Annotated in this window: 13 protein-coding genes; 3 read left to right on the forward strand and 10 right to left on the reverse strand. The window is 67.9% G+C overall.

Annotated features, from left to right (window positions below):
- Positions 1-214: 214 nt before the first annotated feature.
- The gene (locus tag OG326_RS32425; RefSeq protein ID WP_327140930.1) at positions 215-1,336 is read left to right on the forward strand and encodes a hypothetical protein; all 1,122 of its coding nucleotides are present in this window, start codon (positions 215-217) and stop codon (positions 1,334-1,336) included.
- 323 nt (positions 1,337-1,659) lie between these two features.
- Here OG326_RS32425 and OG326_RS32430 read toward each other — a convergent pair whose 3' ends face one another.
- Positions 1,660-1,803, reverse strand: coding sequence for a hypothetical protein (locus OG326_RS32430; protein ID WP_327140931.1), 144 nt, complete (start codon positions 1,801-1,803; stop codon positions 1,660-1,662).
- Positions 1,804-1,943: 140 nt separating this feature from the next.
- The gene (gene rarD, locus OG326_RS32435) at positions 1,944-2,843 is read right to left on the reverse strand and encodes an EamA family transporter RarD (RefSeq protein ID WP_327146644.1); all 900 of its coding nucleotides are present in this window, start codon (positions 2,841-2,843) and stop codon (positions 1,944-1,946) included.
- Positions 2,844-2,998: 155 nt separating this feature from the next.
- Here rarD and OG326_RS32440 point away from each other — a divergent pair, with 155 nt between their 5' ends.
- Together OG326_RS32440 and OG326_RS32445 are read left to right on the forward strand one after the other, a co-directional pair.
- Positions 2,999-5,434 carry a cation-translocating P-type ATPase gene (locus tag OG326_RS32440; RefSeq protein ID WP_327140932.1) on the forward strand — a complete coding sequence of 812 codons (2,436 nt, stop codon included), beginning with the start codon at positions 2,999-3,001 and terminating at the stop codon, positions 5,432-5,434.
- A gap of 146 nt (positions 5,435-5,580) precedes the next feature.
- Positions 5,581-6,408 (forward strand): PhzF family phenazine biosynthesis protein, encoded by an 828-nt coding sequence (locus OG326_RS32445; RefSeq protein ID WP_327140933.1) that lies wholly within the window; start codon positions 5,581-5,583, stop codon positions 6,406-6,408.
- 25 nt (positions 6,409-6,433) lie between these two features.
- Here OG326_RS32445 and OG326_RS32450 read toward each other — a convergent pair whose 3' ends face one another.
- The 8 genes from OG326_RS32450 to lspA form a co-directional block, all read right to left on the reverse strand.
- Positions 6,434-7,345 (reverse strand): ADP-ribosylglycohydrolase family protein, encoded by a 912-nt coding sequence (locus tag OG326_RS32450; protein WP_327140934.1) that lies wholly within the window; start codon positions 7,343-7,345, stop codon positions 6,434-6,436.
- A gap of 116 nt (positions 7,346-7,461) precedes the next feature.
- Positions 7,462-7,833 (reverse strand): hypothetical protein, encoded by a 372-nt coding sequence (locus OG326_RS32455; RefSeq protein WP_327140935.1) that lies wholly within the window; start codon positions 7,831-7,833, stop codon positions 7,462-7,464.
- An 11-nt stretch (positions 7,834-7,844) separates the two neighbouring features.
- The gene (locus OG326_RS32460) at positions 7,845-8,267 is read right to left on the reverse strand and encodes a roadblock/LC7 domain-containing protein (protein ID WP_327140936.1); all 423 of its coding nucleotides are present in this window, start codon (positions 8,265-8,267) and stop codon (positions 7,845-7,847) included.
- A 147-nt stretch (positions 8,268-8,414) separates the two neighbouring features.
- Positions 8,415-9,275, reverse strand: a complete 861-nt coding sequence (locus tag OG326_RS32465) for a hypothetical protein (RefSeq protein ID WP_327140937.1) — start codon at positions 9,273-9,275, stop codon at positions 8,415-8,417.
- Positions 9,265-9,657: a hypothetical protein gene (locus OG326_RS32470; RefSeq protein WP_327140938.1), complete on the reverse strand. Its 393-nt coding sequence runs from the start codon at positions 9,655-9,657 to the stop codon at positions 9,265-9,267. The genes OG326_RS32465 and OG326_RS32470 overlap by 11 nt, the downstream gene beginning before the upstream one ends.
- Before the next feature lie 253 nt (positions 9,658-9,910).
- Positions 9,911-10,654: a hypothetical protein gene (locus tag OG326_RS32475; protein WP_327140939.1), complete on the reverse strand. Its 744-nt coding sequence runs from the start codon at positions 10,652-10,654 to the stop codon at positions 9,911-9,913.
- 288 nt (positions 10,655-10,942) lie between these two features.
- The gene (locus OG326_RS32480; protein ID WP_327140940.1) at positions 10,943-11,866 is read right to left on the reverse strand and encodes an RluA family pseudouridine synthase; all 924 of its coding nucleotides are present in this window, start codon (positions 11,864-11,866) and stop codon (positions 10,943-10,945) included.
- Positions 11,863-12,522 carry a signal peptidase II gene (lspA, locus tag OG326_RS32485; RefSeq protein WP_327140941.1) on the reverse strand — a complete coding sequence of 220 codons (660 nt, stop codon included), beginning with the start codon at positions 12,520-12,522 and terminating at the stop codon, positions 11,863-11,865. The genes OG326_RS32480 and lspA overlap by 4 nt, the downstream gene beginning before the upstream one ends.
- Between the last annotated feature and the right edge of the window lie 68 nt (positions 12,523-12,590).

The raw sequence follows: 12,590 nt of genomic DNA on the forward strand, positions 1-12,590 counted from the left end.
AGGGGGATTCGGGTAGAGGGGCGTTCGAGGTGGGGCGGATTTGTTCTTGTTGATGTGAAAACTCCTTCTGCGCAGGGTATTCAGGGTGCGCAGCTGGGGGGCGAGGGGTGGGGGCGGTTCTCTCAAGGTGCGGGGTGGGGTGGGGAGGTACGTTCGGGGGATGGGGAGTTCGAACGGCGTGGGGCGCCGATCAGGTGGGGTTCGGCGGTTTTTCGTGATCTTGGCTGGGGTGGTGGTGGCGGGGCTGGTTGTGGGGTTGTTGCCGAGGTGGTGGTGTGGGCGGGAGGCCGAGGGGTGGTTCGAGGGGGATTCGGGGCGGGTGCGGGGGCTTGCCGAGGAAATGGTGGCGTTCGAGGCGGAGGACGATCGTAAGAGGGCCACGGGGGCGGGGGCGGAATTCGACGGGATGTGGGGGTTGCTCGCGCATCAGATGACGGCGCTGGGGCTGGCGCAGGTGTGTTTGGCGCATCCGGAGTGGCGGGACCGGTACGCGCCCATCGTGACTCGGGCGGCGGCGAAGAGTCTGCTGCCGGAGATGCGCGCCGAATTCACCGCGGCTTGGCACGGCGAGGACGGGTCGGCCGATCTGAGTAATCCGCGTGCGCACGCTTATCTCTCGTATCCCGCGCTCGCGCTCGGGATGGCCCGGCTGGTCGATCCGGCCTTTCCGCCCGGCCTGGCAGCACAGCAGGACGCGATCGTCGCCGCCTTCGAGCGGCAGTTGCTCGCCTCGCCGACCGGATTGCTGGAAACCCTTCCCGGAGAGGCTTATCCGACCGATGTGGCCGCCGTCGCCGCGGCGATAGCGGTGCACGGACGCTCGACCGGCATCGATCACTCGGCGGTGCTCGCGCACTGGGCGCAGCAGGTGCGCGCGGTACAGATCGATCCGGGCACGGGGCTGGTGGTGCAGCGCATGGGCACCGACGCGCACGCACACGACGCACCACGCGCCTCGGGAACCGGACTCGCGGCCTACTTCGCCGGATTCGCGGACCGGGCGCTCGCCGGCGAGCTGGCGACCGGATTGTTCCACCAGGAGCGCGGCATCCTCGGCTTCAGCGCGATCCACGAGTACGGCGGCGGCCACAACGGCGCCGGAGATATCGACAGCGGCCCCGTAATCCTCGGAATATCCGTCTCCGCCACCAGCTTCGCACTCGCCCCGGCCCGCGCCTTCGGCCACCGCGACCTCTTCACCCGCCTGTTCCGCACCGCCGACCTCGTCGGCCTGCCCCTGCGCAGCGGAGCCCGGCTGCGGTTCGCCACCGGCGGGGTGATCGGAAACGCGCTACTGCTCGCCTTTCTCACATCGGGACCGGAGCTGGCGCGATGAAACGACCTGACACCGCGCAACTGCTCGCCGGATGGCGGCTGATGCGCATACCGGTGGTACTGGTCGTGCTGTACCTGGTCCTGCGTGCGATCTTGGCGGCATTGTCGGAGCGACACGGGTTCGGTTCGCCCGGCGGCATGGGCCCGGGCTACCTGGCCGTCGCCGGTGCGGTGGTAGCGCTGCGCGTGCTGCTGCTGATCATCCTGCCCGCCGTTATCGCCTATCGCACTGCGGCACGGTCGAGCGCATGCTGCACCGAATCGAGCACGGAGGTCTACGACGGCCGGGCGCGGACTCGAAGTTGTCGGACCACAGTGGATTCACTACTTGATCGACTTCATGGCCAGTTGGAGGGTGGCCAGGACGCCTACTGCGACTACGAGGGGGTAGTGGCCCGCGGATCTGGCGTAGTCGTAGGTCGAGGCGATGACGAGGATCGCCAGGATCAGGAACAGAAAGTGTTTCACCGGTCGCTCCCTTGGCTGGACTCAAGGGTACGAGGGGCTGATTCTCCTGTGCCACAGCTGAACTCGGCGAAGGGCAGTGCGACGCCGACGGAGAGGCAGGGGTTGGGCGGCGACCGTCGATCCCGGCCCTTTCGGCGGGCCTAAGCGCCCGGCTTCGGGCGAGAGCGGCGGAGGGCGTCGAGGGTGAAGATGGCCAGGGCGAGCCAGATCAGGGCGAAGCCTGCCCAGCGGGAGGCGGGCATGGGTTCGTGGACAACCGCCACGCCCCAGGTGAGCTGGAGGGCGGGGGTGAGGTATTGCAGGATTCCCATGGTGGACAGGGGGACTCGGGGGGCCGCGAGGGCGAAGAAGAGCAGCGGGACGAGGGTTACCGGGCCGGTGATCATGAGCAGGGCGGAGTGCGCGGGGGTGGAGCCGAAGGTGGCGTGACCGGTCAGAGCCAGGACGACTACCGCGATGGCCGCGAAGGGGGCGGCGGAGATGCCTTCGGCGGCCAGGCCGGGGAGGGCGTCGAGGCGGATGACCTTTTTGATCAGGCCGTAAGTCGCGAAGGAGCACGCCAGGATGAGGGCGATCCACGGTGGGCGGCCGTAGTCGATAGTGAGGACGATGACGGCGGTGGCGCCCAAAGCCAGTGCGAGCCACTGCACTCGGCGCAGTCGCTCGCGAAAGATGAGGACGCCGAACGCGACTGTCACCAGCGGGTTGATGAAGTAGCCCAGGGCGCACTGCACCACCTGCTCGGACATGACGCCGTAGACGTAGACGCCCCAGTTGATCGACAGCGCCAGCGAGGCCGCCGCGGCCAGCCGCCAGGTGCGGGCGTCGATACCGCGCAATTCGCGGATCCTGCCGGTCACCAGCAGCAGCGCCAGCGAGACGACCAGGGTCCAGAGAATTCGCTCGGCCAGCACCTCGGCCGGGGTGGCGAAGGTCAGCAGTCCGAAGAAGGCCGGGAACATGCCCCAGACGAAGAAGGCGCTCGCACCGAATGCCACACCCACCTCCCGGCCGGAGCGCCGCCCGGTTCGCGAAGTCACGGTGGCGGCGGGTGAGTCTGACACCGTTCAACGTTAGCCCGCGCAACGACCAGGCGACTATCGGATATTGGCCTTATAACTCACCCTCTCCGACGCGCGCGGTGCCCACCTGGGAAAACCGGGCTACCGGATAGCAAACATCTAGGCTGTGAACCATGTCGATCACCGCGCAGGATGAGAAACCCGCGACCGGACTCACCTCGGCAGAGGTCGAGCAGCGTCGCCGCGACGGACTCACCAATGATGTGCCGGAGCGGGCCAGCCGTTCGGTGCGAGACATCGTCAAGGCCAATATCTTCACGCGCATCAACGCCCTGCTCGGCGTGCTGTTCGTTCTGGTGATCGCCACCGGATCGCTCATCGACGGCATGTTCGGCCTGCTGATCATCGCCAACAGCGGGATCGGCATCATTCAGGAGCTGCGCGCCAAGAAGACGCTCGACGAACTCGCGATCGTCGGACAGGCGCAGCCGGTGGTGCGCCGCGAGGGCAGAACGCAGGCGGTCGCCCCGCAGGAGATCGTGCTCGACGACATTATCGAGCTCGGACCCGGCGATCAGATCGTGGTGGACGGCGAGGCGGTGGAGTGCGAGCTGCTCGAGGTCGACGAGTCGCTGCTCACCGGCGAGGCCGACCCCATCGACAAAACTGTTGGCGCACAGATCATGTCGGGCAGCTTCGTGGTCTCCGGCAGCGGCGCGTACCGGGCCACCAAGGTCGGCAAGGACGCCTATGCCGCCAAGCTCGCCGATGAGGCCAGCAAGTTCACCCTGGTGAAATCCGAACTGCGCAGCGGTATCGACACCATTCTGCGAGTCATCACCTACCTGCTGATTCCGGCGGGACTGCTGTCCATCTACAACCAGCTGGTCTCCAGCAAGGAGTCCTGGCGGCCCGCCGTCAACGGCATGGTGGCGGCGCTGGTGCCCATGGTGCCCGAGGGCCTGGTGCTGATGACCTCCATCGCCTTCGCGGTCGGCGTGGTCCGGCTCGGGCGGCGGCAGTGCCTGGTGCAGGAGCTGCCCGCCATCGAGGGACTGGCCCGGGTGGATGTGGTGTGCGCCGACAAGACCGGCACGCTCACCGAAAACGGTATGCGGCTGAGCGAGATTCGCGCCGTCGGTGACGAATCCGCCGACCGCGAAGCGGAATTGAAGCAGGTCCTGGCAGCCCTGGCGGGCGGCGATCCGCGGCCGAATGCCAGCGTCGCGGCCATTGCCGAGGCGCTGCCGGACACCCCGGGCTGGAAGCAGACCGGGCTCGCACCGTTCTCCTCCGCCAAGAAGTGGAGCGGCGCGTCCTACGGCGAGCACGGCAACTGGCTGCTCGGCGCGCCCGATGTCCTGCTGGACCCGGAATCCGAAACCGCCGCTGTCGCACAGGAAATCGGCGCGAAAGGCCTGCGGGTGCTGCTGCTGGCCAGCAGTGACCGGCCGGTGGACGCCGCCGATGCGCCCGGTGAGGTGACGCCCGCGGCACTGGTGGTGCTGGAGCAGCGGGTACGTCCCGATGCCAAGGAAACCATCGAGTACTTCGAATCCCAGCATGTCGCCACCAAGGTCATCTCCGGTGACAATGCCGTCTCCGTCGGCGCGGTGGCCGCGTCTCTCGGGCTGGCCGGCGGTGACGATGCCGTGGATGCCCGCACGCTGCCCACCGATCAGAACGAGCTCGCCGATGTGCTGGAGAGCAAGACCGTCTTCGGCCGCGTGCGCCCGGATCAGAAGCGCGCCATGGTCTCCGCTCTGCAATCGCGCGGGCACACCGTCGCCATGACCGGTGACGGCGTGAACGATGTGCTCGCGCTCAAGGATGCCGATATCGGCGTCGCCATGGGCTCGGGCAGCCCGGCCACCCGTTCGGTGGCGCAGATCGTGCTGCTGGACAACAGGTTCGCGACCCTGCCGTATGTGGTCGGCGAGGGCCGGCGGGTGATCGGCAATATCGAGCGGGTCTCCAATCTGTTCCTGACCAAGACCGTGTACTCGGTGGTGCTGGCCTTCCTGGTCGGCATCGCGGGCATCGGCTCGCAGATCTTCCACTACAAGGCGATCGGATATCCGTTCCTGCCACGGCATGTGACGATCGCGGCCTGGTTCACCATCGGCATTCCGGCGTTCATCCTGTCGCTGGCGCCGAACAATGAACGCGCGCGCACCGGATTCGTCGGGCGCGTCATGCGATTGGCGATTCCGTCCGGTCTGGTGATCGGCGTGATGACCTTCATCTCGTACCTGATCGCCTACAAGGGACCGGATGCCGGAGACACCGCGAAGGTGCAGGCGGGCACCACCGCGCTCATCACCCTGCTGATCATCGCGGTGTGGGTGCTGGCCATTGTGGCGCGGCCGTGGAACTGGTGGAAGCTGCTGCTGGTCGCGGGTTCCGTTGCCGGCTACCTGATTCTGTTCGCGGTGCCGTTCACACGGCACTTCTTCAAGCTCGATCCGAGCAATATCGCGCTCACCACCTCGGCCGTCGTCTGCGGTGCGATCGGTGTGGTATTGGTGGAGGTGGCGTGGTGGCTCAGCGCCAAGTTCTACGGCGGTGAGGCGCATCTGCTGCCCACCCCCTCCCGCGAAAACGACTGATCTCAGCGGTATTCCGCACTTCGGCGGCGGCGCACCCCTCCGGTGCGCCGCCGCCGCTGTCAAATCCAAACTGGTCGCATGGTTTGGCTCGCCGGTGAACTGCCTTGTCCCGGACGTTCTTTGACCGAAGGGGTACCTTGGCCCCCATGGAGGTCCTGCTGCACCAGATCGACGCGTTCGCCGACGCACCGTTCTCGGGCAATCCGGCGGCCGTGATGCCGCTGCTGTCATGGCTGCCGGATGAGCTGCTGCAACACCTGGCCGAGGAGAACAATCTCGCCGAGACCGCCTTCTACACCTCCGCGCTACCGCCGGACGCCGGTGCGCCGCCGGACAACTCGCCCGCCTTCCATCTGCGCTGGTTCACCCCGGCCACCGAGGTGGCGCTGTGCGGGCATGCCACCCTCGCCGCCGCCGCGCAGATTCTGGACGATATGCATCCGGGCGCGGATCGTGTGCACTTCTTCACCCGCAGTGGCTGGTTGCGCGTCGACCGGGATCGCGATGATCTGGTGCTGGATCTGCCGACCGTCGCCTCGGTGGAGATCGATGTGCACGGCGAGGTATCGCGCGCACTCGCCGCGGCCCTGGGTGTGCGGCCGCTGCGCGCCTTCGAGGGAACCGATGTGGTGCTGGTGCTCACCTCGGAAGCGGAAGTGCGAGAAGTACATCCGAACTTCTCGGCCTTCCCGAAGCTCAATAGAGCCGCCATCGTCACCGCGACGGGTGACGAGGTCGACTTCGTCTCCCGCGTCTTCGCGCCGGGTGTGGGCATTCCCGAGGACCCCGTAACCGGTTCCGCCCATGCGCAACTGACACCGCTGTGGAGTCGTGAGCTCGGGCGCAATGCTATGTCGGCCCGGCAGCTGTCCGCACGGGGCGGTGCGCTCAGATGCACCCTGGCGGGCAGCCGCGTCCGGCTGGCCGGACGCTGCCGCCGCTATCTCGACGGTGTAGTTCGCCTGCCCGACTGAGGGTTTCAGCGAATCACAGTGCCTCTCAGCGAGTGACGATGCGCTCGGTGAGAGCCATCAGATCATCGGCCCGGTATCCGGGATACCCGTGCAGCATGGTCCGCCACTGCTCCGGAACGGCCGAGGCGCCCCAGCGCGCGCCCAGCAGCCCGCCGGCGATGGCGGCCGTGGTATCGGTATCACCGCCGGCGCGCACCGCCAGTTCCAGTGCGGCGGGCAGGGAATCGGTGTGGGTGATGGCCCACCAGGCCGTCTGCAGGGCGTGCACCACCCAGCCGTTCTTGGGGAAGTCCTCGGGCGTACCAGTTTCGGCCTTGTCCAGCAGCGGTCCCCAGAATCCGGCGTCCACCATCGAAAGTGATTGCCGCACACCGTCATAGTTGCCGTAGAGGACCGCGTGCCGGATGGCGAGGGTCCACAGTTTGCAGGCCTGCATGGCCTGCATGTCGTAATGGGTCAGGGAGCTGACCACCGCCGCGGCCTTACCGCAGTGCGCCTCGTCGTCGAGATAGGCCAGCGCCACCGGGGCGGTGCGCATGAGCGACCCGTTACCGGCCTTGAGGCCACCGAGTTCGTGCGCGTGGATCTGCATCTGGCGGCCGGTCGGGCTGCGCCACTGCAGCACCTGACCGGTCTGCGCGCCGACATCGGCGGGCTTGGAATCCCACCAGGTGATGAATTCGGCGGCAACCGCATCGAGTCCGGGCTCCTCGTGCAGGTTCACCGATTCGGCCGCCGCACGCGCCACCGCGACGGCCATGGAGGTGTCATCGGTCCACTCCCCCGGCGCCCAGTCGAAGGCCCCGCCGCCCTTCATCTCGATCACGACATTCGGACCGGGCCGGGTGAACTCGTAGCCCGCGCCGAGCGCATCGCCCGCCGCCGTGCCCAGCAGCACCCCCGCCGCTCGATCCGCCTGCTCCGCCGTCAGTTCCATCCGAGCTCAGCCCCTCTCGATCCGCACGCCTGAAGACCATCCTCCACGACGTTACGACAGCGCGTAGGAGCCTGCCGCTGGCCCCCGGTGTGTCCGGAGGCCGCCGGCCGCGCTGGTTAGACCTCCAGCTCCTCCTCGATGCCCTTGAGGCGGTGCCGGGCCATGGCGAGATTGGCGCGGCCGCGATCGAGGGCGAGATAGAGGAACAGGCCCTTCGATTTGCGACCGGTCATGGGGCGGATGATGTGGTACTGGCTGGAGAGCGTGATGAGGATGTCCTCGACCTCCTCATTGAGGCCCAGCTGCTCGATGGTGCGCATCTTGGCGCGCACCACCTCGGTATTGCCCGCGGCGGCGACCTGCAGATCCAAGGCCTTGGAGCTGCCGAGCATGCCGAGCGCCATACCGCTGTTGTAGTCGACCACGGCGGCGCCGAGCGCACCGTCGACAACCATCATGTCCTTCAGCGCAATATCCATGTTGGACATGGCCGTTCCTTTCAATCGGTGTTCTTCTTCGGGGCTTTCCTGGCCTCGTCGGCCAGGGCCGTCAATTGGTCCGCGATGGCGCGCGCCACCGGACGCGACTCCAGGTGCAGGCGGCCCACATTCACCTCCGGGCCCGCCAGCACCGTCAGCGAGGCCGTCCACCCGGCCGCGTAGATCACCACGTATCCGCCGGAGCCGTGCACCACGACCTCGTGGAAGCCGCCGCCGTGCGCCGTGGTTGCCAGCCGGTGCGACAGCGACAGTTGTGACGCGGTGAGCGCGGCCATGCCACTGGGCTCTATGTGCGCCGGTAGATCGTGCGCGATCAGCAGCCCGTCGGTGGATGCGATCAGCGCGCCGGTCAGTCGGGGGACGCTGTCCCGCAACGATTTCAGCTGCGCCAGTAGCATCGTGTTCGGTTCCGGTCCGGACATCGCCACCTTTGTCGACCTTCTTCCCATCAGTTCGCCGAGCCGCTTCTTTCGCGCGCTCACACCAGCTCCTCCAAGGCCGCCTCCCACTTCGTCCGCCGAGCCGTCTCTTTCGAGAAAACGGCCTTCGTGAAATCGGCTTTCGCACGTTCACGCCAGCTCCTCCAGTGCCGTCCGGACCCGGACGAGCACTTCACGGTCGATGGGTTTCCAGCGGTCCGGGGCGGATGTCATGGCAGCCGAACGCACCCGGCGGCGCGGCAGCGGCGCCGGGGGAAGTACCACCCGGCGCTCGGTCTGCACCTCGGTGGACGGCTGAGATTGCGCTAGCTGCCCCTGCGGCGGCTGGATCTGCAGGCGGACAGGCCGTTCGGGTGGGGCCTGCGGTGCGGCGGGGGCTTCGATGAGCCCGGCCGCGGTGAGTTCGCGTACCGCCGTGAGACAGCCGAAAGTGGTGCGGCCCAACTCACGTGCGATACCGGTGATGCTGCGCTGCGCATCGGCGGCGGCCAGCACCTCGGCCTGACCGCCGGTGAGCACCACGCGCTGCCGCCGGATCCGGCGGGCCGGGATCACCGGCGCGCGGTCGATGAGCGTGATGGGCCACGGGCCCGCCTGCGGATCGCCGCGGCGGGCGCACTCGTCCACCAGGGCGCGCGGGGCGATCCGGCAGACGGGGGCCAGCCAGTGCGCCGGGGCGGGCCGGAATTCGAGGACCTCGGGTGCGGACAGCAGGAAGTAGGCGGCATCGAAAACGGCGATCGCGGCGAGGGTTTCGAGTTGGGGGCAGGCCAGCAGCGGACTCGGGTCACCGGCGGCGGCGAGCCGCCACTGTTCGGCGGTCGCCACACCCGCCTCGACCACCAGCAGATCGAGTCCAGTAGTCCGGTGGCAATCGGCGCAGGCGATGGCGCCTTCGGTGAAGTGAAACGCGCCATCCCCTGCGCGCAGTACTCCGGTCGAGCCTTCGTCTTCCAATCTCCGCAATTCACTTGCGACTTCAGCGTTCATGCCCGCCCTCGCCCAATTCTGCGAGTATTCCCCGCAGTCGGAATCGGGCCATACCGAGATTGCCGGTCTCATCATCGAAGAGCACGTGCACGAACAGCCGGCCCTCGAAGTCGCCCTTGATCAAATTCAGCAGGTGGTACCCGCCGGTCCCGCAGACGATGATCTCGGAGATGTCATCGTCCTCGCGGCCACTGGCCAGCGCCGGGCATCCGAGCACCGCGCGCACCACATCGGTGCTAGCTGCGGCGTCTTCATGTTGGTCGAGTGGATCCTGCCGTCCCGCACCGGCAATCGCCAAGCCGCTCGCACCGTCCACCAGCGTCACACTGCGCGCACCGGGGATATCCATGATGCGCTGCAGGCAGCCGTCAATACCGATCACCGCGCCACCGCTTTATCTAATAAGCCTTTACGAATTCAAGACGCTACACACGCCCGCGACCCGGCGTACAGCGAATGCGCGAGAATTCAGACGGCACACAGCATTTCCCCCGGCTACCGGCCAATAATACCTTTCGGTATTCAATACCTTTTGGTACAAACAACTTTCGGAATGCAATACTCACCGGCAAAAGATAGCCAGAATGGTCATCTCAGCAAACATGATGCGGGCCGATAGCCGAGACCCCGCGGACTCAGTTGTCCGGCACCGGACCGTCATCCGGGCCGAAGTCGGCGAGGTCCTGCTGCTCGGGCAGCAGCGGGGACAGCGCGAAGACGCCGGCGGACGCATCGGCGGGCAGGGCCTCGATCGCCCGAACTCCGGGCAGGGCGGCCAGGTTTCGCAGCTGCGGCAGGGTGGCCTGCGCCACGAGGCCGACCAGGCAGGGGCAATCGGCGGACAGCCGCGCGTACGTCACCCGCCGAACACGCTCGGCCCGATCGCTATCGGCGCTCATGGCCCACACCGTGCCCGCCGCCGCGCGCTGCGAGGCCACGGCGACCGGACCGCCCGCCGGTAGCGGGATCTGCACGATCGGCGTCGCCACCCGATCGATCGGCACATGGTAGAGCGCCTCGGAAACGCGCAGCTCCCCGGCGAATTCGGGAATGCGATCGGCGCCGATGCCCGCGGTGAAGGAGAGCAACGCCCAATGCGCATCGGTATCGCTGCCCGCCAGCGTATTTCGCGCACGCGCCAGGTACTCGGCAACGGGCTCACTGTTCTCCGGGCCGAGGCGATCGGAGGAAATGATCGCGGGGCGGGGCGGAATCGCCCAGCCGAGCAGCACAATCAAGATCACGAAAGCCGCTGCGGCAAGCCCGATTCCGAGCCGCCGCCGAGTGGTGTCGCGCGTCGAAATGGCTTCGCACGTCGGAATGGAGCCAGCCGCACCCTCCACCTCGCGCTTCGGTGCGGCGTCCGGTCCGTTGTCCACCTCGGTGGCCGACCCAGGGTCCGTTGCGGAGTCCGGCCCGGGCACAGCCCCAGCGACCGGCCCGAGCGCAGGTTCCGACCCCGGATCCGTTGCGGAGTCCGGCCCGGGCGCAGCCCCAGCGACCGGCCCGGGCACAGGTTCCGACCCCGGATCCGCTGCGGAGTCCAGCCCGGGCGCAGCCCCAGCGTCCGGCCCGTGCGCAGGTTCCGGCCCGCGGTCCGCGGCACTGTCCTGCACGCGCTCCTCCTCGAACGGCGGGCGATGCCGCACTGTATTGCCGCCGGCGAGCTAGGCGCGCAGGACTTCCAGGGCGTGGGCGAGGTCGGCGGGGTATTCGCTGGTGATCTCGATCCAGCGGCCGTCGGCGGGGTGGTTGAAGCCGAGTTGTTTGGCGTGCAGCCACTGACGTTCCAGGCCCAGGCGTTCGGCGATGCGCGGGTCGGCGCCGTAGGTGAGGTCACCGCAGCAGGGGTGGCGGACGGCGGAGAAGTGCACGCGAATCTGGTGTGTGCGACCGGTTTCCAGATGGACGTCCAGCAGGCTCGCGGACTGGAAGGCCTCGATGGTGTCGTAGTGCGTGACGCTCGGGCGGCCGTCCGCGGTGACCGCGAACTTCCAGGCATTGCCGCGGGCCCGGCCGATCGGGGCGTCGATGGTGCCGCTGCTCGGATCCGGATGTCCCTGCACCAGAGCGTGATAGCGCTTGTCCACGGTGCGCTCCTTGAAGGCGCGCTTGAGCACCGTGTACGCGCGCTCGGACTGCGCGACCACCATGACCCCGGAGGTGCCGACATCCAGGCGGTGCACAATGCCCTGGCGCTCGTGCGCGCCGGAGGTGGAGATGCGGTAGCCCATGGCGACGAGCCCGCCGACCACGGTCGGGCCGGTCCAGCCGACGCCGGTGTGCGCGGCCACGCCGACCGGCTTGTCCACGGCCACGATGTCGTCATCGGCGTAGAGGATCTTCATCCCGTCGACGGGAGTCGCCTCGATGGCGAGTTCCCGCTTGGGCTCGGGGAATTCGACCTCGAGCCAGGAGCCCGCGTTCAGCCGGTCGGATTTGCCTGCCGCCACCCCGTCGAGCTGTACCGAGCCGTCCTCGGTCATGGCGACCACCGCCGTGCGCGACAGGCCGAGCAGCCGGGACAGTCCGGAATCGACTCGCATTCCGTCCAGTCCGTCCGGCACCGGCATACTGCGGGTTTCCCTCATACGCTCTTCTCCTCCGCATTGTCGTCCGCCATGTGCCGGTGCATGCGCGTCCCGTCCGGTTCGAAACCGAACACGGTCAGCGCCACCAGCAGGACCGCGCCGCAGACGATCGCCGAATCGGCGACATTGAACACCGGCCACCAGCCGACCGCCACAAAATCCACCACATGCCCCTGCAGCGGCCCCGGCGCCCGGAACAACCGGTCGATCAGATTGCCCAGCGCACCGCCGAGCACCAGACCCAGGCCGACGGCCCACGGCAGCGAGCGCATGGTGCGGCCGATCCGGACCACGCCGATCACCACCGCGGCGGCCACCAGCGTGAGCAACCAGGTCATACCGGTCGCCATCGAGAATGCGGCGCCCGGATTGCGCACCAGCGCGAAGCGCACCGACTGGCCGATCAGATAGACCGGATCGCCCGGGGTCAGCTTCGCGACCACGATCGTCTTGGTCAGCAGATCCAGGCCGAGCGCCACCACGGCGACAAGCAGCAGGATGCGCAGACGCAGCGGTCGCGCGGACGTCTCCGGCTCGGCTGAGGGGTCCGGATCAGCGGCGGAAGCCGGCTCCGGCGGGGCGCCGACGGGTGCGCTGTCGGCGGGCGACTCGTCTGGTTCCTCAATGCCGGATTCGCGCGGCCGGTCGGTACTCACGGGTCACATCATTCCCTATGACTATCCAGCGCCCGATGGCCGGACGGCGCGGCCGCTTCCCAAGCTGA

Source organism: Nocardia sp. NBC_01327 (genome assembly GCF_035958815.1).
GTDB lineage: Bacteria > Actinomycetota > Actinomycetes > Mycobacteriales > Mycobacteriaceae > Nocardia.

Bases quoted from the DNA above. Each gene is read 5' to 3' on its own strand.
- OG326_RS32440 (WP_327140932.1), top strand. From the start codon at position 2,999: ATGTCGATCACCGCGCAGGATGAGAAACCCGCGACCGGACTCACCTCG.
- OG326_RS32445 (WP_327140933.1), top strand. From the start codon at position 5,581: ATGGAGGTCCTGCTGCACCAGATCGACGCGTTCGCCGACGCACCGTTC.
- OG326_RS32450 (WP_327140934.1), bottom strand. From the start codon at position 7,345: ATGGAACTGACGGCGGAGCAGGCGGATCGAGCGGCGGGGGTGCTGCTG.
- OG326_RS32455 (WP_327140935.1), bottom strand. From the start codon at position 7,833: ATGTCCAACATGGATATTGCGCTGAAGGACATGATGGTTGTCGACGGT.
- OG326_RS32460 (WP_327140936.1), bottom strand. From the start codon at position 8,267: ATGTCCGGACCGGAACCGAACACGATGCTACTGGCGCAGCTGAAATCG.
- OG326_RS32465 (WP_327140937.1), bottom strand. From the start codon at position 9,275: ATGAACGCTGAAGTCGCAAGTGAATTGCGGAGATTGGAAGACGAAGGC.
- OG326_RS32480 (WP_327140940.1), bottom strand. From the start codon at position 11,866: ATGAGGGAAACCCGCAGTATGCCGGTGCCGGACGGACTGGACGGAATG.